The organism is Cupriavidus sp. USMAA2-4, from assembly GCF_001854305.1.
Taxonomy (GTDB): domain Bacteria; phylum Pseudomonadota; class Gammaproteobacteria; order Burkholderiales; family Burkholderiaceae; genus Cupriavidus; species Cupriavidus malaysiensis.
On the sequence record NZ_CP017748.1, the window covers coordinates 3,748,078 to 3,772,184 of the forward strand.

The following is a 24,107-nucleotide window of genomic DNA, read 5'->3' on the forward strand; positions in this document are numbered from 1 at the left end:
GGCGCACCCGGGCCTGGCGAGGCCGCAGGGTAGCATACCGGCGCCAGCCGCGCTTTTCGCTACAATCTGCCCCTTCTTTGCAATCTGGGGAACCGATGGACGCAGCAGGTGCCGCATCGGCGGGGACGGCGCGCGGCGCGCGCCCCGCGGGACGCTTCGACGTGGCCGTGCTGGGTGCGGGCGCGGCAGGCATGATGTGCGCGGCCGTGGCCGGGCAGGGTGGCGCGCGCGTGGTCCTGATCGACCACGCCACGCGGCTGGCGGAGAAGATCCGCATCTCGGGCGGGGGGCGCTGCAATTTCACCAACCTGCAGGCTGGGCCGGCCAATTATCTGTCGTCCAATCCGCACTTCTGCCGCTCCGCACTGGCGCGCTACACCCCGCAGGATTTCCTTGCGCTGATGCGCCGCCACGGCATCGCATGGCACGAGAAGCATCGCGGCCAGCTGTTCTGCAACGACAGCGCGGAAGACGTGATCGCCATGCTGCGCGCCGAGTGCGACGCCGCCGGGGTGCGCTGGCAGACCGGCTGCGCGGTGGAGGAGGTGCGCCGCGAAGGCGACGATTTCCTGCTGCTGACCGCGCACGGCACGCTGCGCGCCGGCGCGCTGGTGGTGGCTACCGGTGGCCTTTCGATCCCCAAGATCGGCGCGACCGACCTGGGTTACCGCATCGCGCGCCAGTTCGGCCTCGGCGTGGTCGAGACCCGGCCGGGGCTGGTGCCGCTGACCTTCGACGGCCAGGCCTGGCAGCCGTTCGCGCCGCTGGCCGGCGTGGCCCGGGAGGTCGATATCCGAACCGGTGCCGGCAAGGCGGCGGGCAGCTTCCGCGAGGACCTGTTATGGACCCATCGCGGCCTGTCCGGCCCCGCGGTGCTGCAGATCTCCAGCTTCTGGCGCCCGGGCGCGCCGATCACCATCGATATGTTCGACGGCGAGGATGCCGCCGCCTGGCTGCTCGAGCAGAAAGGGGGCAGCCGCAAGCAGCTGGCCAACCTGCTGGCCGAGCGCTTGCCGGCGCGGCTGGCCGAAGCCTGGTGCGCCGCTGCCGGCCTGCAGGGTCACCAGCCGGTACGCGATATGACGGACAAGGCATTGCGCAAGCTGGGCGAGGCGCTCAACCACTGGCAGCTCGTGCCCTCCGGCACCGAGGGCTACCGCAAGGCGGAAGTGACGCTGGGCGGCGTCGATACCCGCGATCTGTCGTCAACGACGATGATGGCGCGCGAGGTGGCCAACCTCTATTTCGTCGGCGAGGTGGTCGACGTGACGGGCTGGCTGGGCGGCTACAACTTCCAGTGGGCCTGGGCTTCGGCGGTGGCCGCCGGGCGGGCACTGGCCGAGGCGGCGCAGCACTCGCGCGGGGCCGCGTAGCCGCTCTGGCGATGCGGTTCGGGGGAGTTTTTTCCTAAGGGTTTTCCCTCGATTTGGCCGGCCCGAAATTGCTTGCGCATGGCTCGGAGCCCGATGCTAAACTTACGATCTTCGTAAAACCGCTAGCCGCGCGAGTTAGCAAACTTCCATCCCCCACTGGCCAAATGACCACCATCCGCCTCAAAGAAAATGAGCCGTTTGAAGTCGCGATGCGTCGCTTCAAGCGCACCATCGAAAAGAATGGTTTGATTACTGAATTACGGGCACGCGAGTTTTACGAAAAGCCGACGGCCGAGCGCAAGCGCAAGAAGGCCGCCGCCGTGAAGCGCCACTACAAGCGCATCCGCAGCCAGATGCTGCCGAAGAAGCTGTACTGATCGCACCTCCTGCGTCAGCATCGAAACCCGCTGCGGGCTCGGCTCCGGCGGGTTTTTGCGTTGTGGCGGTCCGTCCGAAGGCCTGACCGCCGCCCCCCTTCCTTTCCACGCCCTTCACTACGGAATATTGTCATGTCCCTCAAAGCCCGCATCAGTGATGACATGAAGGCCGCCATGCGCGCCCGCGAATCGGAGCGTCTCGGCACCATCCGCCTGCTGCTGGCGGCGATCAAGCAGCGCGAGGTCGACGAGCGCATCGAACTGGACGATAGCGCCGTGCTGGCGGTGGTGGAGAAGCTGATCAAGCAGCGCAAGGATGCCATCACGCAGTTCCAGCAGGCGGGACGCGACGATCTGGTGGCCAAGGAGTCCGCCGAGGTCGAGGTGCTGCAGGCCTATATGCCGGCCGCGCTGTCGGAGGCCGAGGTGGCCGCCGAAGTGCAGCGCGCCGTGGCCGAGAGCGGTGCCACCGGTCCGCAGGACATGGGCAAGGTCATGGGGCTGGTCAAGGCGCGCCTGGCCGGCCGTGCCGACATGACGGCGGTGTCCGCGCTGGTCAAGGCCGCGCTGGCGCCGAAGTAAGCCTTGGCCGGGCGGCGGCGTGCCGGACCCCCGCAGCGCATGTTGCGGGGGTTGTCGCGTTCGTGCCACAGCCGCCTGGTTTGGCCGCAGATCCCGGGGAGATGCGGCATAGAAGTGCGCAATTGTCTGCATTCCCCGGCGGGCGGCTAGCCCTGCACTACAATATATCGATGACAAGCGGAACACCCTGTCCCGCTTGTGCGTATGCCACACCACAGAACGGACCGCCGCGCCGGCGGCGGTCCCGCTCCTCAGGACGACGAACCGGGTGATTCCCCAATCCTTCATCCAAGACCTGCTCAACCGTGTCGATATCGTCGACGTGGTGGGAAAGTATGTGCAGTTGAAGAAGGGTGGCGCGAATTTCATGGGGCTATGTCCCTTCCACAACGAGAAATCACCCTCCTTCACGGTGTCGCCGACCAAGCAGTTCTACCATTGCTTCGGCTGTGGTGCGCACGGTTCGGCCATCGGTTTCCTGATGGAGTATTCGGGGCAGTCCTACCCGGATGCCGTGCGTGAGCTGGCCCAGTCGGTCGGCATGACGGTGCCGGAAGAGCGCGATCGCCTGCCGCCCGCGCAACGTGCCGAGCAGCAGGCCCGCTCGCTGGCCTTGACCGAGGCCATGACGCGTGCCACCGAGTTCTACCGCCGCCAGCTGCGCGGCGCCCAGCAGGCTATCCAGTACCTGAAGGGGCGCGGCCTGACCGGCGAGATCGCGGCCCAGTTCGGCCTGGGTTATGCCCCCGACGACTGGCAGGGCCTGGAAGCCGTATTCGGCAGCTATCGCGATGACGCGCTGGCCGGGCCCCTGGTCGAGGCGGGCCTGCTGATCGAAAACGCCGAGCGGCGCGATGCCGACGGCAAGCCGCGCCGCTACGACCGTTTCCGCGACCGCATCATGTTCCCCATCCGCAACACCAAGGGGCAGGTGATCGGCTTCGGCGGGCGCGTGCTGGGGCAGGGCGAGCCCAAATACCTGAATTCGCCGGAAACGCCCCTGTTCAGCAAGGGGACCGAGCTGTATGGCTTGTTCGAGGCACGCCATGCGATCCGGGAAACCGGCTACGTTCTGGTGGTCGAAGGCTATATGGACGTGGTGGCCCTGGCCCAGCTGGGCTTCGCCAATGCCGTGGCCACGCTCGGCACGGCGTGCACGGCCGTGCACGTGCAGAAGCTGCTGCGGCAGACCGATGCGGTGGTGTTCTCCTTCGACGGCGATAGCGCGGGGCGCCGCGCGGCCAGGCGTGCGCTGGAGGCCTGCCTGCCGCACGTGGCGGACAACAAGACCATCCGTTTCCTCTTCCTGCCATCCGAGCATGACCCGGACAGCTATGTGCGCGAGGAGGGGACCGAGGCCTTTGCGGCGCAGGTGCGCGATGCGATGCCGCTGTCGCGTTTCCTGCTGCAGGTGGTGACCGAGGAACAGGACTTGCGCCAGCCCGAGGGGCGCGCCCGGGCCCAGTACGAAGCCAGGCCGCTGCTGCAGGCCATGCCGGCCGGCGGCCTGCGGCTGCAGATCGTGCGTGAGCTGGCCGAGGCCACCGGCACCACGCCGGCGGAGATCGAAGCGGTGTGCGGCCTGCGCAGCGATCCGGCACGCGCTGGCCGCTTCGCCCAGCCGCGGCCGCGCGCCAAGCGCCAGGCTCCGACCGGGCTGGAACAGCGGCTGCTGCAATTGCTGATGGGCTACCCGCACTTCGCCGCGCGCCTGGACGAGGACAGCCGCGCCCTGTTGCTGGATGCCGAGCAGCCGCAGGCGGAGGTGCTGGCCCACCTGCTGGAAGCTTGCGGCGAGGTGCAGGGAGAAGTGAATTTTGCGGCATTCAGCGAGCAGCTGGCGCAGTCGCCGTATGCGGAGATCTACGCCAATGTGCGCACGGCGGTGCTGCGCGAAGAGATTGAAGAGGAACCTGCCGGGCTGGAATTCGATGCCGCAGTGACCAAGCTGCTCGCCGAGCCGCTGCGGCGGGAACTGGATGGTCTGGAGACCGCGGTGACCAATGGTGTCGCCGACGAAGCCGCCAAGGCGCGCATGCGCTGGCTGGTGGGCGAGATCAACCGGCGTCGCCGGCTGGGATGAGCGGCGCCTCGGCAGGAGGTGGGTAGTCAGGCGTGGCAGGGCTGCGAGCGGGGCCGTGCAATTGCTCTTAAGCCTTGATTTTTCAGGTGAATGCCTCACCTGACAGGAGGCCGGCAAGTAGCGACGTGCTACAATAGCCGGTTTGGATTGCGAGATCTTTCTTCCCAGTTCTGGTGAAAGTGAGCGTGCCAATGGCAAAGGCCAAAGCAACCGAAAAGGTTTCCACCAAGGCTCCCCAATCCGGGAGCGGCAAGGCGTCCACGAAGACGACGGCGGTACGATCAACCGCGCCGGTCGGGACGCAAGCCAGGCCTTTGCCAGCGAAGTCAGCGCGCGATGCCGAGGCGGCCGGGACGGCCGCGGCATCGGTCGCGACCACTGCAGCCGGAGCCCGCGCATCCAAGAAGAAGACACAGCCCTCGACTTCGGCACGCGAGAGCGGTGAAAACGCCGAGAGCGGCGTCCATGCAAGCGCAAACACGGGCGGCAGCCATGCCGCGCCTGTACCTGTGAGAGGCAAGAGTATCACCGTGGCGAAACAGCAGAATCCCGAAGTCGAGACCAAGCGTACGGCGGCCGCCGCAACCAAGGCCACGCAGGCCAAGGTGGGTGCCGCTTCCACCGCCCCCGCTGCATCCGAGCGCCCCGCCGCTGCGGAACCCAAGAAGCGCGGCCGCAAGCCCAAGGCCGAGATGCAGCACGACGACAGCACCACAGACGACGTGAGCGAAGAGTTTTACGAAGACGAGATGCGCGCAGCGGCTCCTGCCGCGGCGCCGAAGACCGAAAAGCAGAAGGCCAAGGACCGCAAGGCCAAGGAAAAGGCGCTGCTGAAGGAATTCGCCTCGACCCAGCAAGGCACGGAGGAAGAGCTCGAGGCGCGCCGCCAGAAGCTCAAGGCTCTGATCAAGCTGGGCAAGTCGCGCGGCTACCTGACCTATGCGGAGATCAACGATCACCTGCCGGACGACATGGTCGATTCGGAAACGATCGACACGCTGGTCGCCACGCTGAATGACATCGGCATCGCCGTCTACGAACAGGCTCCGGACGCCGAGACGCTGCTGCTCAACGACAACGCGCCGTCGGCCACCAGCGAGGAAGAGGCCGAGGAAGAAGCCGAGGCCGCGCTGTCCACCGTCGATTCCGAGTTCGGCCGCACCACCGACCCCGTGCGCATGTACATGCGCGAGATGGGCACGGTCGAGCTGCTGACGCGCGAGGGCGAGATCGAGATCGCCAAACGCATCGAGGCCGGCCTGAAAGACATGGTGATGGCCATCTCCGCCTGCCCGGTCACGATCTCCGAGATCCTGGCCCAGGCCGAGCGCGTCGCCAACGACGAGATCAAGATCGACGAGTTCGTCGACGGCCTGATCGATCCGAACGCCGATGCCGTCGCCGAGGCTGCCGCCCAGGGCGGTACTGCCGCCGACGAAGAGGAGCTCGAAGAGGAAGAGGCCGAAGAGGACGAGGAAGAGGACGAAGACGACGACGCCGGCGGCGCCGGTGCGTCGGCGCGCCAGCTGGAAGAGCTCAAGCTGGCCGCGATGGAGAAGTTCCGCGTCATCGCCGAGCAGTTCGACAAGATGCGCCGCGCCTTCGAAAAGGAGGGCTACAAGTCCAAGCCCTATGTGAAGGCGCAGGAGGCCATCCAGGCCGAGCTGATGGGCATCCGCTTCACCGCGCGCAACGTCGAGCGCCTGTGCGACACGCTGCGCGGCCAGGTGGACGAAGTGCGCAAGCTCGAGCGCGCGATCCTGAACATCGTGGTCGACAAGTGCGGCATGCCGCGCGCGGATTTCGTCGCCCGCTTCCCGGGCAACGAGACCAACCTCGAGTGGATCGGCGGCGTGATCGCCGACGGCAAGGCCTACAGCGGCATCGTCGAGCGCAATGTGCCGGCCGTGCACGAACTGCAGCAGAAGCTGATCGACCTGCAGGCCCGCGTGGTCCTGCCGCTGAAGGAACTGAAGGACGTCAACCGCAAGATGTCCGAAGGCGAGAAGCGCGCGCGCGAAGCCAAGCGCGAGATGACCGAGGCCAACCTGCGCCTGGTGATCTCCATCGCCAAGAAGTACACCAACCGCGGCCTGCAGTTCCTCGACCTGATCCAGGAAGGCAATATCGGCCTGATGAAGGCGGTGGACAAGTTCGAATATCGCCGCGGCTACAAGTTCTCGACCTACGCCACGTGGTGGATCCGCCAGGCCATCACGCGCTCGATCGCCGACCAGGCGCGCACCATCCGCATCCCGGTGCACATGATCGAGACCATCAACAAGATGAACCGCATCTCGCGCCAGATCCTGCAGGAGACCGGCAACGAGCCGGATCCGGCGACGCTGGCCGAGAAGATGGAGATGCCCGAGGACAAGATCCGCAAGATCATGAAGATCGCCAAGGAGCCGATCTCCATGGAAACGCCGATCGGTGACGACGACGACTCCCATCTGGGCGACTTCATCGAGGACACCAACACGCTGGCCCCGGCCGAAGCCGCGCTGCACGGTTCGATGCGCGACGTGGTCAAGGACGTGCTGGATTCGCTGACGCCGCGCGAAGCCAAGGTGCTGCGCATGCGCTTCGGCATCGAGATGAGCACCGACCATACGCTGGAAGAGGTCGGCAAGCAGTTCGACGTGACGCGCGAACGGATCCGCCAGATCGAGGCCAAGGCGCTGCGCAAGCTGCGCCATCCGAGCCGCTCCGACAAGCTGAAGAGCTTCCTGGAAGGCAACTGATCCTGAGATAATGCAGGGACGGACCCGGCCCCGGCCGGGTCCGTCGCGTTTTCCGGGCCTCTAGCTCATGCTTGGTTAGAGCAGCGGACTCATAATCCGTTGGTGCCGTGTTCGACTCACGGGAGGCCCACCATTGCCGAGGGGCCCGCAGCGATGCTGCGGGCCCCTTTCTCTTTGCGGCTTGCGATGCGGGCGGAGCGGACCGGTGCGATGCCCGGCTCAGCCGCTTGCCCTGGCCGGTGCTGCAGCCGCCTCGGCCGTCTCCGGCCCCGCTCGCTTCTTCGCCCGCCAGACGACTGCGCCCGTCCGCCGGCTCAACGGCTGCGCAGGATCGCTTCGATCTGCGCGGCGGCGCGCTGCAGCGGCGGCAGGAACTCCGCTTCCAGCACGGCCGGCGCGCGGCTGCCCAGTACCATGCTGAGGCCGAGCGCCGCCACCACTTTGCCGGTCTGGTCGCGCAGCGGCACCGAGATGCCCGCGTAGCCGTCCACCAGTTCGCTGACCAGCACGCAGAAGCCCTGGTGTTCCACCTCGGCCAGCAGGCGCGTCAGCGCCTGCCGGGAATGGACCGTGAACGGTGTCAGCTTGCGCAAGGTGGTCGCGGCGAGATAGTGCTCGCGTGCCAGCGGGTCCAGGCCGGCCAGCAGCACGCGCCCGAGCGAATGGGCATAGGCCGGCATGCGGCGGCCGATCGCCATGTCCACGCGCAGCAGTTGATGGGGTTCCTCGCGTGCGACCAGCACCACCGCATCGCCATCCAGGACACCCAGCGAGCAGCTTTCGCCGGCGTCGGCGCACAGGGCCTGCAGGTAGGGGCGGGCCAGTTGCGGCAGCGTCATCGAGGCGAAGTAGGCATAGCCGAGCTCCATGACGCGCGGCGTCAGGGCGAAGAAGCGCCCGTCCTGCTCCAGGTAGCCGTTGTGCTGCAGCGTCAGCAGCAGGCGGCGCGCTGCGGCGCGCGTGACCTCCAGGCGTTCCGCCACGTCCTGCATGGTCAGGCGCCCGACTCCCGTTGCGAACAGGCGCAGCAGCGCCAGCCCCTTGCTGAGCGAGTCGAGCAGTTCTTCCTTGTCCTTTCTGGCAGCGTCGGTTTCCGGCATTGCGGGCGGGTGGGGTCGTGAAACGCTGGATTCTAGTGCGCCGGGCAGGGCTTGCGCGACCGGCGATCCTGTCCGTATCATAGTGTTTAGCGAACAAATGTTCGCAGAATAATATGTCCGGGCCATCGGCCCGGCACCAGCCGGGGCAGATCAAGCGGCTGCGGCGAAGAGCAGGACAAAACGGAGACAAGCGATGCAGGTGGTGAGCGCGCAGCAAGCGGCTGCGCTGGTGCAATCCGGCTGGACCGTGGCCAGTGCCGGTTTTGTCGGCGCGGGGCATGCGGAGACGGTGACCGAAGCGCTCGAACGGCGCTTCCTGCAGAGCGGACTGCCGCGCGACCTGACCCTGGTCTACTCGGCCGGGCAGGGCGACCGCGGTGCACGCGGCGTCAACCACTTCGGCAATGCCGGCATGACCACCCGCATCGTCGGCGGGCACTGGCGCTCGGCGACGCGCCTGGCGGCGCTGGCGCTGGCAGGGGAGTGCGAGGCCTTCAACCTGCCGCAGGGCGTGATCACTCATCTGTACCGCGCCATCGCCGGTGGCAAGCCGGGCGTGATCAGCAAGATCGGCCTGCACACCTTCGTCGACCCGCGTAGCGCGCAGGATGCGCGCTACCACGGCGGCGCCCTCAATGCGCGCGCCAGCGAGGCCGCGGCGTCCGGACGCGCCTGGGTGGACGCCATCGCCCTGCGCGGCGAGGAATACCTGTTCTACCCGAGCTTCCCGATCCACTGCGCGCTGATCCGCTGCACCAGCGCCGACCCGCGCGGCAACCTGAGCACGCATCGCGAAGCCTTCCATCACGAGTTGCTTGCGATCGCCCAGGCGGCCCACAACTCGGGCGGCATCGTCATTGCCCAGGTAGAGTCGCTGGTCGAGCGCCACGACAACCTGCAGGCCATCCACGTGCCGGGCATCCTGGTCGACTACGTGGTGGTCAGCGAAGATCCGGCCCATCACCAGATGACCTTCGCCGAGACCTTCAACCCGGCCTATGTCACGTCCTGGCGCGGCGCGGACGGTTCCGCCGCGCCTGCCGCGGCCGAAGCGCCGGCGACGGTGCTGGATGCCCGCACCATCGTGCAGCGCCGCGCGGTGCTGGAGCTGGCCGAGCGCCGCCCGCGCGTGGTCAACCTCGGCGTCGGCATGCCCGCCGCGGTGGGCATGCTGGCCGAGCAGGCCGGCGTGGCAGGGTTCACGCTTACGGTGGAGGCCGGGCCGATCGGCGGCACGCCGGCCGACGGCCTCAGCTTCGGCGCCTCGGCCTATCCGGAGGCGGTGGTCGACCAGCCGGCGCAGTTCGATTTCTACGAGGGTGGCGGCATCGACCTCGCGATCCTCGGGCTGGCCGAGCTGGATGGCGACGGCAACGTCAACGTGAGCCGCTTCGGCAGTGGCGAGCAGGCCCTGATCGCGGGTGTTGGCGGTTTCATCAACATCACGCAAAGCGCGCGTGCCGTGGTCTTCATGGGCACGCTGACCGCGGGCGGGCTGGAGGTGGCGGTCGAGGATGGCGCACTGCGCATCGTGCGCGAAGGGCGCATCCGCAAGATCGTGCCCGCCGTGTCGCACCTGAGCTTCAACGGCCCTTATGTGGCCGGCAACGGCGTGCCGGTACGCTACCTGACCGAGCGCGCGGTGTTCGAGATGCGCGCGGACGAGCGTGGCACCCAGCGCCTGACGCTGGTGGAGATCGCCCCCGGCCTGGATCCCCGCCGCGACGTGCTCGCGCTGTGCGATGCCGAGGTCGCGCTCGCGCCGGACCTGCGCCTGATGGATGCCCGGCTGTTCCAGCCCGGCCCGCTGTCGCTCTGACCATCCTGAGGCGGCGGCCGGCCGGCGCTGTTCCCGCCCGCCGTGCTGTCCCGCCGTCTCGCTGTCCCGTTGTTCCGCTGTCCAACCTTTTCTTGACGATCCCTGAAGACGCAGTTCCGCCAGACATCATGCAGAAGACCAACCGACGTCAATTCGTGCGCCGTCTCGGCGCTGCCGCCCTGGGGGCGATGCTGCCGCTGGGCGCCGCCCCGGTGCTGGCCCAGTCCTATCCCGCCAAGCCCATCCGCCTGGTGGTGCCGTTCCCGCCGGGCGGGCCGACCGATACCGCCGCGCGCATCATCGGGCAGAAGCTCAGCGAAACGATGGGGCAGCCGGTGGTGGTGGACAACCGTCCTGGTGCCTCCGGCACCATCGGCGCCGAGGCCGTGGCCAAGAGCGCACCGGACGGCTACACGCTGCTGATGCTGGCCACGCCCACCCTGCTGGCGCCGCACCTGATTCCGCGCAAGGGCTATGACCTGTTCAAGGATTTCACGCCGGTCGGGGCTGCCTATGACCTGCCCATCGTCATGGTGGTGAATCCCCAGGCGCTGCCCGACGTGCACAGCCTGCAGGACTACATGGCGCGCGCGAAGGCCAAGCCCGGCGCGATGAACTACACCAGCGCCGGCAATGGCAGCTTTGGCCACCTGTCGACCGAACTGCTGAAGAGCCTGGGCCACTTCGACGTGCAGCACGTGCCATACAAGGGCAGCGCGCCGGCCATCTCGGACCTGCTGGCCGGGCAGGTGCCGATGATGTTCTCCGACATGATTGCCGCGCTGCCGCATATCAAGGCCGGCAAGCTGCGCCCGATCGCAGTGGGTTCGGCCCGCCGCGTGAGTTTCACGCCTGACGTGAAGACGGTGGCAGAGCAGGGCTTTCCCGGCTTCGATGCGACGGCCTGGGGCGGCCTGCTGGCACCGGCCGGCACCTCCAAGGAGATCGTCGGCCGCCTGTCGGCCGAGTTGAAGGCGACCCTGGCCGACCCGACGGTGCAGGACAAGATGCTGAAGGCCGGCACGGTCGCGTCCTACCAGGTGCCGGAGCAGATGTCGGCGCGCATGCGCGCCGACGACCGCAAATGGGGCAAGGTGATCCAGGACAACGGGATCCGCGGCGACTGAGCCCGCTCGGACCGAATGGTGCCGGTCGGAAGGATTGTTTGCGTGAATGAGGCGGCTGCGGCACGCTTCGCCGCGCCTGCCGCCGGGGGCGGTGGCAGAGGCCTCAGGCCTTGCCGGCGACCGGTGCCGATTCCGGCGCCGGCTGATGGCCAGGCCGGTGGCCGGCCAGTGCCTGGCCGTCGCCGGCGTGCGCCGGCGCGGACATTGCTGCCTCCGGGGCGCAGCCGAGGCCGAGGAAGACGCCCGAAATGAGCAGAAAGCGGTGCAGGGCGATGCGAGAGAGTTCCATCAGGTACTTCGGTATCGGTAGCGTGGCGTGGATTCGGTTCGAGTCGGATGGGCGCTGCCGGGCCGCTTCGGTGCCCGAGGTCCGGCTTGCAGCGCCGCAGCGGCGATGATGGTGGTCAAACGTGACATGTGCGTGACATTTTCGCTGCTGTCACGAACGCCTGTTGCCGCGTCGTGCTGTTCATCGATGCGGCTCTGATGCTAAAATCTAAGTCTTTGATTCTCATGGGCTATTGATTTTGCCGGCACGCCCCGGCGGGCCTGCGGCGTTGCCGCGGTGCCGATCAGCCAGCCCGCTTCGAGACGCGTGTCCGCTGGCGCCGGGTCCGCTCCTGCCGCCAGACACCGAAATCATGACCACGACCAGCCAAGCAGACACTGCAGCCAACGCAGACCAGAACGCCAACGCCATTACCTTCGACAGCTTCGGCTTGGATGCGCGCATCCTGCGTGCGCTGACCGAGCAGGGCTACACCAAGCCCACGCCGATCCAGGCGCAGGCGATTCCGGTGGTGCTGCTGGGCAAGGACGTGATGGGCGCGGCCCAGACCGGTACCGGCAAGACCGCCGGTTTCGCGCTGCCCATCATCCAGCGCCTGCTGCCGCTGGCCAATGGCAGCGCCTCGCCGGCGCGCCATCCGGTGCGCGCGCTGATGCTGACACCAACGCGCGAGCTGGCCGACCAGGTCTACGACAACGTCGCGCGCTACGCCAAGCACACCGACCTGCGCAGCACGGTGGTGTTCGGCGGCGTCGACATGAATCCGCAGACCGATGCGCTGCGCCGTGGCGTGGAAATCCTGGTGGCGACGCCGGGTCGCCTGCTCGACCACGTGCAGCAGAAATCGGTCAACCTGTCGCAGGTGCAGATGCTGGTGCTGGACGAAGCCGACCGCATGCTGGACATGGGTTTCCTGCCCGACCTGCAGCGCATCATCAACCTGCTGCCGGCCCAGCGCCAGACGCTGCTGTTCTCCGCCACCTTCTCGCCCGAGATCAAGCGCCTTGCCTCGAGCTACCTGACCCAGCCGGTCACCATCGAGGTGGCGCGCAGCAACTCGGCCAACGAGAACGTGCGGCAGACCGTCTACCAGGTCGAGGATGGCCAGAAGCAGGCCGCCGTCGTGCACCTGCTCAAGCAGCGCGCGGCCCAGGGCCTGTCGCGCCAGTGCATCGTCTTCGTCAACAGCAAGATCGGCTGCTCGCGCCTGGCGCGCCACCTGGAGCGCGAGGGCATCAACGCCGCCGCCATCCACGGTGACAAGACCCAGACCGAGCGCATGCAGACGCTCGAAGGCTTCAAGAACGGCACCATCGACGCGCTGGTCGCCACCGATGTGGCTGCGCGCGGGCTGGATATTCCCGACATGCCCTGCGTGATCAACTTCGACCTGCCGTTCAGCGCCGAGGATTACGTGCACCGGATCGGCCGCACGGGCCGTGCCGGTGCCAGCGGCGACGCGCTGTCGGTATTCCAGCCTGGCGACGAGCGCCTGCTCGTCGATATCGAGAAGCTGATCAAGCGCAGCATCCCGCGTGCCACGCTGGATGGCTTCGATCCCACGGGCGAGCGTGCGCGCGGCGAAGATGCCGAACGGCGTCGTGCCCGCTCGGAAGTCCGTCGCGCCCGCGGCGAGTCCGAGGAGCGCCCGCGCCGCAAGGATGGCAATGGCTCGGGGCAGCGCCCCGTCTTCCGTCCGTCGGACGACCCCTTCTTCTCGCGCCCCTACGAGCCCAGCGCCGGCAGTGCCGCCGCCACGCCGAAGCCGGAGGAGGCCGCCATCGCCGCGCTCGGGCGCGGCCGCACCGCGCCGAAGCGCCCGCTGGCCGCACTGCTCGGCGGCGTTCCGCGCAAGTCCTGAGCGCGCGCATCGGTGCCGCCGTCGATGGCTGCCGGCACCGGAATTGACGGCGCCTGCCCGATGCCGGCCGCGCGCTTTCCCGCGAAGTCTTCCGCGAAATCTTCCGTGAAATCTTTCGCGGAATCTTTCGCGCGCCTCGTTTTCCCTTCCTACTGATACGTCACGATCGCGATCCATCGCGCGCCCTGGCCGGCCTGCCGCGCGGGGAGTTCGATGGCGCCAGGAGCCTGCGCCAGCCGTACCGTCGGCTGCAGCGCGCGCCCGCTGGTATCGACCAGGGACAGGTCCGCGGCGACCGGACGCGGGCACTCGGGACGCAGCCGGGCTCCGGCATCGTTACTGAAACGGAAGGAGCAGGGCGGCTCCACGATCATGCCGGAGAAGCGGATCACGCCACTTTGCGCAGCGCACAGCGAGGCGGCTCCCAGCATGGCGACGGTGAGGACAAGCCGGGCGGGCATCGGGCGGGAAGGCATGGGCATCTCCAGTGAACGTTGCGCGAATTGCTGTGGGACCGGTCCTGATTTCCGATTTTTCGATCTTGATCAGAACAATCCAGTAAACGGCAGATTGAATGCGAAACTTAGCGCGGGAATTTTCTTGGAAAAATCCCAAGGAATCCTGCGCACATTTGCTGGAAACCTAGTGTGGGTGTGCCATTCTTGGGAAATTTCCTAATTCATTGGAATGGACTAATGAGCGATCAGCCGTCACCTGGGATCGCTGCAAATAAATTAGGAATATTTCTGGGGAATATCTAGGCGTGTTTCCGATTTCTCGGGAATGTGCTGATTGCCGAGGTAGCCGAAGGCTGGGATCGGACGTGATATCCAATCCAAGGTGGGCGGGGGCCGGCGTCGCTTGACGCGCACCAATGCCGCACCGGGTGGCGCTGATCGGTGATGCGGTTCTCGCCCGGTGTCCGGAGTCCGGTGGCTTCCGGCGCAGTCCGTCGTCCCGTCGCCTAGGCTGCGCCCGGCCGGGGCAGCCGAGCCAGCAGCCCGGCCCAGCTCTCGGTGGCGCGTGCGAGCCAGTCCGGGACGTCCGTGGCGTCATGGCGCAGGCCGAGGTGGGCGCCGGCGGCGCGCAGCGCCTCCAGCGGAGCGAGGTCGTCAACGGATTGTGCCCCGCTCTGCTTGCTCAGCTTCTCGCCGACGGCATTGACCACCACCGGCACGTGCAGGTAGGCAGGCTCCGGCAGGCCGAGCAGGCGCTGCAGATGGATCTGCCGCGGTGTGGAGTCGAGCAGGTCGGCGCCGCGCACGATATGGGTGATGCCTTGCAGTGCGTCATCGACCACCACCGCGAGCTGGTAGGCCCATAGCCCGTCGGCGCGGCGCAGCACGAAGTCGCCCAGTTCGGTGGCGAGGTTCTGGCACTGCCGCCCCTGCCAGCGATCGTCGAAGCAGATGGTGGCGGCGTCGCCGTCGGGCACCCGCACGCGCCAGGCGCGCGGCAGCTTGCCATTCAGTCCGTGCCGGCAGGTGCCGGGGTAGGCCAATGTCTGGTGGCGTTCGCGCACATGCACCAGCGAGTCGGCGATCTCCTTGCGCGAGCAGCCGCAGGGATAGACCTGGCCGGCCGCTTCCAGCCGCTGCAGCGCGCTCGCGTAGCAGTGCTCGCGCCGGCTCTGCCACAGCGGCGGCTCGTCCGGGTGCAGTCCCAGGGCGGCAAGGGTGCGCAGGATGCCGGTATCGGCGTCGCGCACGCAGCGTGGGTAATCGATGTCCTCGATGCGGACCAGCCAGGTGCCGCCATGCGCGCGTGCGTCCAGCCAGCTGGCCAGCGCGGTGACCAGCGAGCCCATGTGCAGCGGGCCGGTGGGCGATGGGGCGAAGCGGCCGCGATAGGGAGCCGCGCCGTCGGCGGGGGCAGGCATCGTCAGTCTTCCGTCACAGGCTGACCAGGCAGGAACTGCAGCAGCGCCTGCGCCAGGCGAGGGTCGTCGAGCTTGCGCGCCCACCACTGCAGCGCCTTGCCGCGCGTGCTGGTGCGCCAGGCGACCTTGAAGTTGCCGGTGCCGCGCACTTCCACCGTTTCCTTGACCTGCAGCACCCCGCTTTCGATGAAGGGCTGGGCCATCGGTGCCGGCAGCCAGCCGCAGCCGAGTCCGCGGATCTGCGCTTCCAGCTTGTCGCGCATGCTGGGCACCACCAGCACGTCCTGGCCGGCCAGCACGCCATAGGTGCGGGTCGGCAGGTTGCGCGAGGTGTCGCCCACCGCCACGCTGCGGTGCATGGCGATCTGGGTGGTGGTCAGCGGACCCGGTTCGGCCGCCAGGGGATGGTGGGCGGCCACGGCGAAGACGAAGGGCAGGTTGCCCAGCGGCCGCACCTGGAAGCCCTGGGCGCTGGGCGCATCGTAGGCGCCGCCGATGATCAGGTCGGCGCGGTTGCTGACCAGCGCATCCCAGGAACCGCCCAGTACCTCCTTGGAGAAGCGCAGCCGGGTGGCGGAGTTCTCGGCATAGAAGTCCTGGATCACCGGCAGCAGGGCGCGGAAGTTGATCAGGTCGTCTACCGCGATCGTCAGCGTGGCTTCCCAGCCGGTGGCGAGGCGCTTGACGCGCCGTTCCAGGTCGTCTGCCGCGTGCAGCAGGTGGCGGCCCTCGTCCAGCAGGGCGCGCCCGGCCGGCGTCAGCTCGGCGCGGTGGCGGCGGCGGTCGAACAGCAGGACATCGAGGTCCTCCTCCAGCTTGCGCACGACATAGGTGAGGGCGGAGGGCACTTTGCCCATCTCGTGCGCGGCGGCGGCGAAGCTGCCCTTGCGCTCGATGGCATCGAGCACCTCAAGGGATTCGAGGGAAAGAGGCATGTTCAGAAATTCTGAATGATTGCTACTAATGTGGTGCCGACGACTATACTCCAGCTGCCCTAAACTGCCTAGCGTCAACAGCAGATCTCGCTTGCTGTGGCGCCGGGAGCCCCGGCGGCCCTGCAAGGAACCTACGAACGGAGTCGTCAAAATGATTGAAATCAGAAAGTCGGGCGAACGCGGTTATGCCGACCACGGCTGGCTCAAGTCGTATCACACCTTCTCCTTCGCCGACTACTACGATCCGCAGCACATGCAGTTCGGGCCGCTGCGGGTCATCAATGAAGACCGGGTCGCGCCGGGCAAGGGTTTCGGCACGCACGGCCACCGCGACATGGAGATCATCAGCTACGTGCTCGAAGGCGAACTTGCGCATCGCGACAGCATGGGCAACGGCAGCGTGATCCGCCCGGGCGACGTGCAGCGCATGAGCGCGGGCACCGGCGTGCGCCATTCGGAGTACAACCATGCCACGCAGCAGGTCACGCATTTCCTGCAGATCTGGATCCTGCCGGATCGGACGGGCATCGAGGCGAGCTACCAGGAGCAGCACTTCGAGGCTGCCGACAAGCAGGGTCGCCTGCGCCTGGTGGCCAGCCCGGACGGCGCCGACGGTTCGGTCCTGGTCCACCAGGACATGCGGCTCTACGCCGGCTTGTTCGATGGCGAAGAGCGCGCCAGCCTGGACATCGCGCCTGGACGCCGCGCCTACGTACACGTCGCGCGCGGGCGGGTGAGCGTCAATGGCCGTGCGCTCGAGGCCGGCGACGCGGCCCGCCTCGAGGGCGAGGCGCTGGTGGAACTGTCGCAGGGCAGCGGCGCCGAGGTGCTGGTCTTCGACCTGCCCTGAGCGAGGCCAGGCGGCGCGCGGCGCATGCAGCATGTGCGGCCGCGCGCGCCGTGGAGACGTCGCGAAACAGCCCGCCGGTCGTGCCGGCGGGCTTGTTTTTTGCCTGCGGCGGCCGGTCGGCGCCTGCCGATGCCATGCTCGGTCGCGTTCCTCCGGCATTCCGCGCGCGTTTTGCCCGTTCGGGGGCGGGGGGCATGTGCTATCTTCTCGCTAACGGCATGCGGCCATGCCGGCACTTGCCGGCGCCGCCAGGCTGCCGTCGCCATCCTGACCTGCAATGACCTTCGTTTCCGTCCTTCTCGCGCTGATCGCCGAGCAGTTCCGTGCCCTGGGCCGCAACAATCCGATCTATGACATCGTGCGCGTCCTGTCCGGGCGTGCCGAGCATGCCTTCGACACCGGACGGACCAGGGATGCGCGGCTGGCGTGGCTCACCGTGGTGGTGCCGCTCACGCTGGCGGTGATGGTGGTGCACTACCTGCTGGCCTCGATCAGCGTGGCGCTGACGCTCGCCTGGAACGTGCTGCTGCTGTACCTGACACTGGGCTTCCGCCAGTTCAGCCACTATTTCACCGATATCCACGAGGCGCTCAACCGTGACGACCTGCCGGCAGCCCGCGCGCTGCTGCATGAGTGGACGGGGCTCGACACGATGGAGATGCCGGTCACCGAGATCGTGCGCCACACGCTGGAGGCGGCCATCGTCGCCGCCCACCGCCATGTCTTCGGTGTCTTCTTCTGGTTCCTGGTGCCGATCGGCCCGGGCGGCGTGGTGCTCTACCGCACCGCCGAGTACCTGGGCCGCCACTGGAACGAGCCGTCGACCGAGCGCAGCCCGGCGTTGGGCCGCTTCGCCGCGCGAGCCTTCTATGTGCTGGACTGGCTGCCCTCGCGCCTGACCTCGATCGGGTTTGCCATCGTCGGCAATTTCGAGGACGCGGTCTACGCCTGGCGCAATCATGCGCGCAAGTTCAACGACAGCGTGAACGGCATCCTGCTCGCCAGCGGCGGCGGCGCGCTCGGTGTGCGCCTGGGCACGCCGCTGGCCGAGGACGATTCCGCCGTGGTACTGCGCGCCATCCCGGCAGGGCCGGCGCTGGACTATGCGCCGGAGCCGGACGACGACGGCGGCCCCGAGCCGGCCCCGCCGGAATTCGGTACCGAGCCCGTGGTACGTACGCTGCAGTCGGCGGTGGGCCTGGTGTGGCGCGCGGTGGTGCTGTGGATGCTGCTGCTGGCGATGCTGTCGCTGGCGCTGTGGGTCGGCTGAGCACGCCGCTGCGCCGCTCGCGATGGCATGGGGCCGGCCTTTGCGCCGGCCCTTCTGTTTGCGCGCGGGCGGAGGTGCCGTCAGCCGGCGCCGGTGGTGCCGGCGGGCTCGCGGCTGGCGCCGCAATGCCAGCAGGCGCCGAACTGGGCCTCGTGCCATTCGCCGCAGCGGCCGCAGCGCCAGGGCGGGCCGGGTACCGGCCGGGCCGCGGCTTCCAGCACGGCCAGGGCCTCGGCCTCGCGGTCCGCATCGAGCAGCCAGACCTGGGGGGCGCTTTCCTGGAAGGGAATGTCGCCGGTTGCGCCGGCCAGCCAGACATTGCGCAGTTCCGCACGGATGCCGGCGGCATCCAGCAGGTTGCGGCAGTGCGCCGCATGGATCAGGGAAGCGGTCGACAGCAGCAGTTTCATCGTGGCCACCCTCGGCGGCGCAACGCCGCCACGCGACTACCTTACCACGGCTTCTGCTGGCTGGACTCGTGCAGCAACTGGGCGTACAGCTGATGGCGACGCGGCGAGATGTCGCCGGACTGGACCGCCTCCAGCACGCCGCAGCCCGGCTCGTTGATGTGGTGGCAGTTGTAGAAGCGGCAGCCCGTCAGGCGCGGGCGGAATTCCGGGAAGGCGCGCTCGAGCATGCCCTCGCTGAGGTGGTAGAGCCCGAACTCCTGGAAGCCCGGCGAATCGATCAGGCAGCCGCGCCGGTCCTCGGTTGTGCCCCAGTCCGCCGGCAGCGGATAGAGGCGGGTGAAGGTGGTGGTGTGCTTGCCGGAATCGAGCTTGGCCGAGATCTCGCGCGTCTGCGCCTCGACGCCGGGGATCAGCAGGTTGAGCAGGGACGACTTGCCCATGCCGGACTGCCCGATCAGGATGGTGGACAGCCCCGCCAGGCGCGGGCGCAGCAGCGCCTGCGTACCGTCCGGGTCGCCGTGCACCGATAGCTCCAGCACGGTGTAGCCCAGCTCGCGGTAAGGGGCCAGCCGCGCGCGCGCGGCTTCGAGCCGGTCGGTCAGGTCCACCTTGTTGAGTACGATCAGGGGGCGGATCTCCAGCGCCTCGGCCGATACCAGCGCCCGCCCGAGCAGATCCTCGGAGAAGCTCGGCTCGGTCGCCAGCACGATCACTACCTGGTCGATGTTGGCGGCCAGCAGCTTGGACTTGAACTGGTCGGAGCGGTGCAGCAGGTTCTTGCGCGGCTGCGTACCCGCGATCACGACCTGGTCGGCCGCCGCGCTCTCCACCCGCACGCGGTCACCGACCGCGCAGTCGCTGCGCTTGCCGCGCGGGAAGGCGTGCAGCAGGCTGCCGTCTTCCATCTCGACCACGTAGTGGCGGCCGTGCGCCGCCACCACCAGGGCCTGCTGGCCGGCCTGTGCCGTTTCCCGCGCCGCGCGCGGCTGCCGTGCGCCGCGGCTCATGCGTGTGCCAGCAGGCGGTCGATGCGCTGCGCTGCCGGTGGGTGCGAATAGTAGAAGGCGCTGTAGAGCGGGTCGGGTGTCAGCGTCGAGGCATTGTCCTTGTACAGCTTGACCAGGGCCGAGACCAGGTGGCCGGCGTCGGTCTGGCCGGCGGCGAAGGCGTCCGCCTCGAATTCGTGGCGGCGCGAGCTGATGCTCGACAGCGGTCCCAGCAGGAAGGTGAACACCGGCAGCGTCAGGAAGAACAGCACCAGTGCCAGTGCATGGTTGGAGGCACCCAGGTTGGGCAGCACGCCCAGTCCGGTATAGAACCACGTGCGCGTCGACAGCCAGCCCAGCAAGGCCAGGAAGACCAGGCTGAGGGCGAAGGTGACGACGATGCGCTTGGCGACGTGGTGGCGCTTGAAATGGCCCAGTTCGTGCGCCAGCACGGCTTCGATCTCGTCGCCGGACAGGCGGGCCAGCAGCGTATCGAAGAAGACGATGCGCTTGGCGGCGCCGAAGCCGGTGAAGTAGGCATTGCCGTGCGCGCTGCGGCGGCTGCCGTCCATGACGAACAGGCCCTTGCTGGCGAAGCCGCATTTGCGCAGCAGCACTTCGATGCGCGTCTTGAGGGCATCGTCCGAGAGCGGCTCGAACTTGTTGAAGAGCGGCGCGATGAAGGTGGGGAAGACCACCAGCAGCAGCAGGTTGAAACCCATCCAGACCAGCCAGGTCCAGAGCCACCAGTACTGGCCCGCCCGATCCATCAGCCACAGCACGGCCAGCAGCAGCGGCAGCCCCAGCATGCAGGCGACCGCCATCATCTTGACCATGTCGGCCAGCCACAGGCCCCAGGTCATCTTGTTGAAGCCGAAGCGCTGTTCGATGCCGAACTGCCCGTACAGCGAGAACGGTAGTTCGGCCAGGCCGCCGATCAGCGCCACGCTGGCGACCAGCGCCACGCCATAGGCGTAGCCGGGGCCGAAGGTGGCCAGCCAGAACTGGTTGAGCGCTTGCAGCCCGCCGAGCATGGTGAAGCCGACCAGCACGGCCGCGCCGGCCAGTACCTCCAGCATCGACAGCCGCGTGCGCGCGATGGTGTAGTCGGCGGCCTTCTGGTGTGCCGACAGTGCGATGGTGTCGGCGAAGCGGGCCGGCACGGTGCCGCGGTGGCGGCCGACATGGGCGACCTGCCGTGCGGCCAGCCAGAGCTTGGTCAGCACCATGACCGTCAGAGCGGCGAGAAAGAGTAGGGTGAACATCGGGCGGCCTTGGGTCGCTGGGGTCGGAGTGCCCGCGGCGCCGGCTCCGCGCGGAAGCGGCGCGGACGCCCGGTGCGGGCGCTTATGCGAGAATTATAAATTGTTCGCGCCCGGCGTCCCTGGCGCCGTCCGCGCGCCGCGTGGAGGCGCCGCCCGCTCCGGGTGTTTCCGTCCACTTCCCTGATTCCCTCCCCGATCGTCCAGATGACAAGCAATACCCACGTCGGCGCCGCCACCAAATCCGTCAAGAGCGAGAACAACCTGATCTGGCTGGACATGGAGATGACCGGGCTGGCGCCCGACCACGACCGCATCATCGAGGTGGCCGTGGTGGTGACCGATTCCGAGCTCAATATCCTGGCCGAGGGCCCGGTCCTGGTGATCCACCAGGACAACGCCGTGCTCGACGGCATGGACAACTGGAACAAGGGCACGCACGGCCGCTCCGGCCTGATCGACAAGGTCAAGGCCTCCACCCTGACCGAGGAGCAGGCCGAGGCGGAGCTGCTGGCCTTCCTCAAGCGCTGGGTTCCGGCCGGCAAGTCGCCGATGTGCGGCAACTCCATCTGCCAGGACCGCCGCTTCATGGCGCGCTACATGCCCAAGCTGGAGTCCTTTTTCCACTACCGCAACCTCGACGTGTCGACCTTGAAGGAACTGTGCAAACGCTGGGAACCGGCCGTGCACAAGGGCTTCGTCAAGCGCCAGCTGCACACCGCGCTGGCCGACATCCTCGAGTCGGTGGAGGAACTGCGCTACTACCGTACCCACTTCATCCGCCAGTCCAGCGCCGCCCCTGTCGCGCCCGACGCCTCCGCCGCCGCGCCCGCGGCCGGCGCCGCGCCGGCCCGGGAGTGAACCGGGCGGCCTTCGGGCCGCCCTGCCGCCGCGCCGCCGCCGCGCCGCCGCCCTGCGGTGCTGGCGGCACCTGTTCCACCGCGCCAGCGCGCGCGGTCCCTACCGCGTCATGCCTCCTCGCCCCGCGCCATGTTCGCCCGCATCGTTTCCATCATCACGCCGGTCATCCTGATCATCCTGATCGGCTGGCTGTACGGGCGCCGCGTGCGGCCCGACATGGCCGGCATCAACCGCGCCATGCTCGATGTGATCGCGCCGCTGCTGGTGGTATCCGCCTTCGTCAGCAAGGACTTCGTGCTGGCCGACCAGTTCGCGCTGCTGGCCTGTGCGGTGGCGGTGGTGCTGGGTTCGGGGCTGCTGGCGTGGGGGGCGGCCCGCGTGATGGGGGTCGATGCGCGCACTTTCGTGCCGCCGATGATGTTCAACAACAGCGGCAACATGGGGCTGCCGCTGTCGGTGTTCGCCTTTGGCGAGGCCGGGCTGGCGCCGGCGGTGGCGCTGTTCGCGGCGTCAAACCTGATGCACTTCACGCTCGGCATGAAGATCGTCAACCGCCATGCCTCGCTCGCGCAGATCGCGCGCAATCCGATGGTGCTGGCCACGGTGGCCGGCGTGGGGCTGTCGCTGGCGCGGCCGTGGTTCGCGCTGCCCGGGCCGGTCTACCAGTCGATCAAGCTGCTGGGCGATTCCACCGTGCCGCTGATGCTGTTCGCGCTCGGGGTGCGCATGAAGGACGTCAATCTGCGTAACTGGGGCATGGGCGCGGTCGGCGCGGTGCTGTGCCCGCTGACCGGCCTGGCCTGCGCGCTCGTGCTGGCGCGCCTGGTGCCGCTGACCGAGTTGCAGCGCGGCCTGCTGTTTGTCTTTGCCGCGCTGCCGCCCGCGGTGCTGAATTTCCTGGTGGCGGACCATTTCCGGCAGGAGCCGGACCAGGTCGCGTCGATCGTGCTGCTGGGCAATATCGGCGCCGTGCTGTTCGTGCCGGTGGGGCTCTACCTCGGCCTGCGCTGAGGCCTCGCCGGCGCTCAGCCGGCGCTTTGGGTGCGGATCGCGCTCTTCGGGCGGAAGGCCTTGACCACGGTCTCGTCGGTCTCGATGTAGGGACCGCCGATCAGGTCGATGCAATAGGGCACGGCGGCGAAGATGCCCGGCACCAGCGGCTTGCCGTCATCGCCGCGCAGGCCCTCCAGCGTCTCGCGGATGGCGCGCGGCTGGCCAGGCAGGTTGACGATCAGCGCCGCGTGGCCGGGTGTCTCGCGAATCACCGCGACCTGCCTCGACAGGATGGCCGTCGGCACGAAGTGCAGGCTGATCTGCCGCATCTGCTCGCCGAAACCAGGCATTTCCTTGGTGCCGACCGCCAGCGTGGCTTCCGGCGTCACATCGCGCCGCGACGGCCCGGTGCCACCGGTGGTCAGCACCAGGTCGCAGCCGGCCACGTCCACCAGTTCGATCAGGGTCTGCGAGATCAGCGCCCGCTCATCCGGGATCAGCCTCTCGGTGGCCTGCCAGGGCGAGGCGAGGGCGTGGCCGAGCCAGTCGCGCAGGGCCGGGATGCCCTCGTCCTGGTAGGTGCCGGCCGACGCACGGTCGGAGATCGAGACCAGGCCCACGACCAGTTCGTCGGGGTGGTTGCGGGCGATGGGCTGCGTGCCCGCCCGGGTGGCCGGATTCGTCATGCCTGGGGCTCCTCGGCGCCGGCGTCGGGACTCTCGCCGCCCAGCGCAGTCTTGATGGCCTGGAACAGTTCGCGGAAGTAGCGCGGCGGCTTGTTCTGCTGCTGCTCCTTGCGCGCGTTGCGGATGATGTTGCGCAGCGCCTGCACGTCCTCGACCGCGTGCTCGGCCAGGAAGCGCGTCAGCGCCTCGTCGTCGGCCAGCAGCAGCGTGCGCCAGCGTTCGATCAGGTGCAGCCTTGCCGTCTCCGCCTTGCTGGTGCCCTTGAAGCCTTCCAGCGCTTGGCGGATCGCCTCGATCTCATCGTCATCCAGTGTGCGCATCACCTTGCCGACATACTGGAGCTGGCGGCGCTTGCCTTCGTGGCTGGTGGTCCGGCGTGCCTCATAGATCGCACTGGAGAGCGTGTCGGGCATCGGCACCCGGGCCAGGCGATCCTTGGGCAGGGCCTCGAGCTCGGCGCCGAGGTCCTGCAGCGCGGTCATCTCGCGCTTCTTCTGCGACTTGCTCTTCGGTTCGTCGTCGGCTTCCGGTTCGGGCGCGAAGGCGCCGGGGAAGCGGGAGTGTTGGGTGTTTCGCGTCATGGTGCGCATTTTATCTTGCTATGATTGCCGTTTGGACTT

General features: G+C 68.1%; 23 protein-coding genes and 1 tRNA gene. 13 read left to right on the forward strand and 11 right to left on the reverse strand.

Annotation, left to right across the window (positions count from 1 at the left end):
* The first annotated feature begins 95 nt into the window (after nucleotides 1-95).
* From BKK79_RS16670 to dnaG, 4 genes are all read left to right on the forward strand, one after another.
* Nucleotides 96-1,373, forward strand: a complete 1,278-nt coding sequence (locus BKK79_RS16670) for an NAD(P)/FAD-dependent oxidoreductase (protein WP_071014580.1) — start codon at nucleotides 96-98, stop codon at nucleotides 1,371-1,373.
* Between the two features lie 164 nt (nucleotides 1,374-1,537).
* The gene (gene rpsU / locus BKK79_RS16675) at nucleotides 1,538-1,750 is read left to right on the forward strand and encodes a 30S ribosomal protein S21 (protein WP_006576196.1); all 213 of its coding nucleotides are present in this window, start codon (nucleotides 1,538-1,540) and stop codon (nucleotides 1,748-1,750) included.
* A 132-nt stretch (nucleotides 1,751-1,882) separates the two neighbouring features.
* Nucleotides 1,883-2,332 carry a GatB/YqeY domain-containing protein gene (locus BKK79_RS16680; RefSeq protein WP_071014577.1) on the forward strand — a complete coding sequence of 150 codons (450 nt, stop codon included), beginning with the start codon at nucleotides 1,883-1,885 and terminating at the stop codon, nucleotides 2,330-2,332.
* A 268-nt stretch (nucleotides 2,333-2,600) separates the two neighbouring features.
* On the forward strand, nucleotides 2,601-4,415 hold the full coding sequence (gene dnaG / locus BKK79_RS16685) for a DNA primase (protein ID WP_071014575.1): 1,815 nt from the start codon (nucleotides 2,601-2,603) through the stop codon (nucleotides 4,413-4,415).
* An 82-nt stretch (nucleotides 4,416-4,497) separates the two neighbouring features.
* Here the strand turns inward: dnaG and BKK79_RS39100 are convergent, their stop codons facing one another.
* A complete protein-coding gene (locus tag BKK79_RS39100) occupies nucleotides 4,498-4,896 on the reverse strand; it encodes a hypothetical protein (protein ID WP_071070208.1) in 399 nt (132 codons plus the stop codon).
* Nucleotides 4,897-4,924: 28 nt separating this feature from the next.
* Here BKK79_RS39100 and rpoD point away from each other — a divergent pair, with 28 nt between their 5' ends.
* Together rpoD and BKK79_RS16695 are read left to right on the forward strand one after the other, a co-directional pair.
* Nucleotides 4,925-7,159 (forward strand): RNA polymerase sigma factor RpoD, encoded by a 2,235-nt coding sequence (gene rpoD, locus BKK79_RS16690; protein WP_071014572.1) that lies wholly within the window; start codon nucleotides 4,925-4,927, stop codon nucleotides 7,157-7,159.
* Nucleotides 7,160-7,213: 54 nt separating this feature from the next.
* Nucleotides 7,214-7,292: transfer RNA gene (locus tag BKK79_RS16695), tRNA-Ile, on the forward strand.
* A gap of 181 nt (nucleotides 7,293-7,473) precedes the next feature.
* On the opposite strand, the gene BKK79_RS16700 is transcribed toward BKK79_RS16695, so the two are convergent.
* Nucleotides 7,474-8,259 carry an IclR family transcriptional regulator domain-containing protein gene (locus BKK79_RS16700; protein ID WP_071014569.1) on the reverse strand — a complete coding sequence of 262 codons (786 nt, stop codon included), beginning with the start codon at nucleotides 8,257-8,259 and terminating at the stop codon, nucleotides 7,474-7,476.
* Between the two features lie 193 nt (nucleotides 8,260-8,452).
* On the opposite strand from BKK79_RS16700, the gene BKK79_RS16705 reads away from it, so the two are divergent.
* Both BKK79_RS16705 and BKK79_RS16710 read left to right on the forward strand, forming a co-directional pair.
* The gene (locus tag BKK79_RS16705; protein ID WP_071038095.1) at nucleotides 8,453-10,078 is read left to right on the forward strand and encodes an acyl CoA:acetate/3-ketoacid CoA transferase; all 1,626 of its coding nucleotides are present in this window, start codon (nucleotides 8,453-8,455) and stop codon (nucleotides 10,076-10,078) included.
* 128 nt (nucleotides 10,079-10,206) lie between these two features.
* Entirely contained in the window at nucleotides 10,207-11,205 is a 999-nt protein-coding gene (locus tag BKK79_RS16710; protein WP_071014563.1) for a Bug family tripartite tricarboxylate transporter substrate binding protein, read from the forward strand.
* A gap of 103 nt (nucleotides 11,206-11,308) precedes the next feature.
* On the opposite strand, the gene BKK79_RS16715 is transcribed toward BKK79_RS16710, so the two are convergent.
* Nucleotides 11,309-11,494 carry a hypothetical protein gene (locus BKK79_RS16715; protein ID WP_071014562.1) on the reverse strand — a complete coding sequence of 62 codons (186 nt, stop codon included), beginning with the start codon at nucleotides 11,492-11,494 and terminating at the stop codon, nucleotides 11,309-11,311.
* 352 nt (nucleotides 11,495-11,846) lie between these two features.
* On the opposite strand from BKK79_RS16715, the gene BKK79_RS16720 reads away from it, so the two are divergent.
* Nucleotides 11,847-13,355, forward strand: a complete 1,509-nt coding sequence (locus BKK79_RS16720) for a DEAD/DEAH box helicase (RefSeq protein WP_071014559.1) — start codon at nucleotides 11,847-11,849, stop codon at nucleotides 13,353-13,355.
* 149 nt (nucleotides 13,356-13,504) lie between these two features.
* Here BKK79_RS16720 and BKK79_RS16725 read toward each other — a convergent pair whose 3' ends face one another.
* The 3 genes from BKK79_RS16725 to BKK79_RS16735 all read right to left on the reverse strand — a co-directional run bounded on the left by BKK79_RS16725 (nucleotide 13,505) and on the right by BKK79_RS16735 (nucleotide 16,169).
* Nucleotides 13,505-13,831: a type 1 fimbrial protein gene (locus BKK79_RS16725; RefSeq protein WP_071014557.1), complete on the reverse strand. Its 327-nt coding sequence runs from the start codon at nucleotides 13,829-13,831 to the stop codon at nucleotides 13,505-13,507.
* A gap of 488 nt (nucleotides 13,832-14,319) precedes the next feature.
* Nucleotides 14,320-15,234: a tRNA glutamyl-Q(34) synthetase GluQRS gene (gluQRS, locus tag BKK79_RS16730; protein WP_071014555.1), complete on the reverse strand. Its 915-nt coding sequence runs from the start codon at nucleotides 15,232-15,234 to the stop codon at nucleotides 14,320-14,322.
* A gap of 2 nt (nucleotides 15,235-15,236) precedes the next feature.
* Nucleotides 15,237-16,169, reverse strand: a complete 933-nt coding sequence (locus BKK79_RS16735) for a LysR family transcriptional regulator (protein WP_071014553.1) — start codon at nucleotides 16,167-16,169, stop codon at nucleotides 15,237-15,239.
* A 151-nt stretch (nucleotides 16,170-16,320) separates the two neighbouring features.
* On the opposite strand from BKK79_RS16735, the gene BKK79_RS16740 reads away from it, so the two are divergent.
* A complete protein-coding gene (locus BKK79_RS16740) occupies nucleotides 16,321-17,019 on the forward strand; it encodes a pirin family protein (protein WP_071038096.1) in 699 nt (232 codons plus the stop codon).
* 277 nt (nucleotides 17,020-17,296) lie between these two features.
* Nucleotides 17,297-18,289 (forward strand): CobD/CbiB family protein, encoded by a 993-nt coding sequence (locus tag BKK79_RS16745; RefSeq protein WP_071014547.1) that lies wholly within the window; start codon nucleotides 17,297-17,299, stop codon nucleotides 18,287-18,289.
* An 80-nt stretch (nucleotides 18,290-18,369) separates the two neighbouring features.
* Here the strand turns inward: BKK79_RS16745 and BKK79_RS16750 are convergent, their stop codons facing one another.
* Genes BKK79_RS16750 through BKK79_RS16760 form a run of 3 tightly spaced genes read right to left on the reverse strand, consistent with a single transcriptional unit; the run spans nucleotide 18,370 to nucleotide 20,950 of the window.
* Nucleotides 18,370-18,699, reverse strand: coding sequence for a putative signal transducing protein (locus BKK79_RS16750; protein WP_071014544.1), 330 nt, complete (start codon nucleotides 18,697-18,699; stop codon nucleotides 18,370-18,372).
* A gap of 41 nt (nucleotides 18,700-18,740) precedes the next feature.
* Nucleotides 18,741-19,706, reverse strand: a complete 966-nt coding sequence (gene rsgA / locus BKK79_RS16755) for a ribosome small subunit-dependent GTPase A (RefSeq protein WP_071014541.1) — start codon at nucleotides 19,704-19,706, stop codon at nucleotides 18,741-18,743.
* On the reverse strand, nucleotides 19,703-20,950 hold the full coding sequence (locus BKK79_RS16760; RefSeq protein WP_071038097.1) for a M48 family metallopeptidase: 1,248 nt from the start codon (nucleotides 20,948-20,950) through the stop codon (nucleotides 19,703-19,705). Before BKK79_RS16760 ends, rsgA begins: the two co-directional genes overlap by 4 nt.
* A gap of 204 nt (nucleotides 20,951-21,154) precedes the next feature.
* Between BKK79_RS16760 and orn the strand changes: the two genes are divergently transcribed.
* Together orn and BKK79_RS16770 are read left to right on the forward strand one after the other, a co-directional pair.
* The gene (orn, locus tag BKK79_RS16765; protein ID WP_071014536.1) at nucleotides 21,155-21,808 is read left to right on the forward strand and encodes an oligoribonuclease; all 654 of its coding nucleotides are present in this window, start codon (nucleotides 21,155-21,157) and stop codon (nucleotides 21,806-21,808) included.
* A gap of 129 nt (nucleotides 21,809-21,937) precedes the next feature.
* Nucleotides 21,938-22,819, forward strand: coding sequence for an AEC family transporter (locus BKK79_RS16770; protein ID WP_071038098.1), 882 nt, complete (start codon nucleotides 21,938-21,940; stop codon nucleotides 22,817-22,819).
* 14 nt (nucleotides 22,820-22,833) lie between these two features.
* Here the strand turns inward: BKK79_RS16770 and mog are convergent, their stop codons facing one another.
* Complete coding sequence (gene mog / locus BKK79_RS16775; RefSeq protein WP_071014531.1) at nucleotides 22,834-23,487, reverse strand: molybdopterin adenylyltransferase; 654 nt, start codon at nucleotides 23,485-23,487, stop codon at nucleotides 22,834-22,836.
* A complete protein-coding gene (gene yjgA / locus BKK79_RS16780) occupies nucleotides 23,484-24,068 on the reverse strand; it encodes a ribosome biogenesis factor YjgA (protein WP_272481992.1) in 585 nt (194 codons plus the stop codon). The genes mog and yjgA overlap by 4 nt, the downstream gene beginning before the upstream one ends.
* Nucleotides 24,069-24,107: the final 39 nt, after the last annotated feature.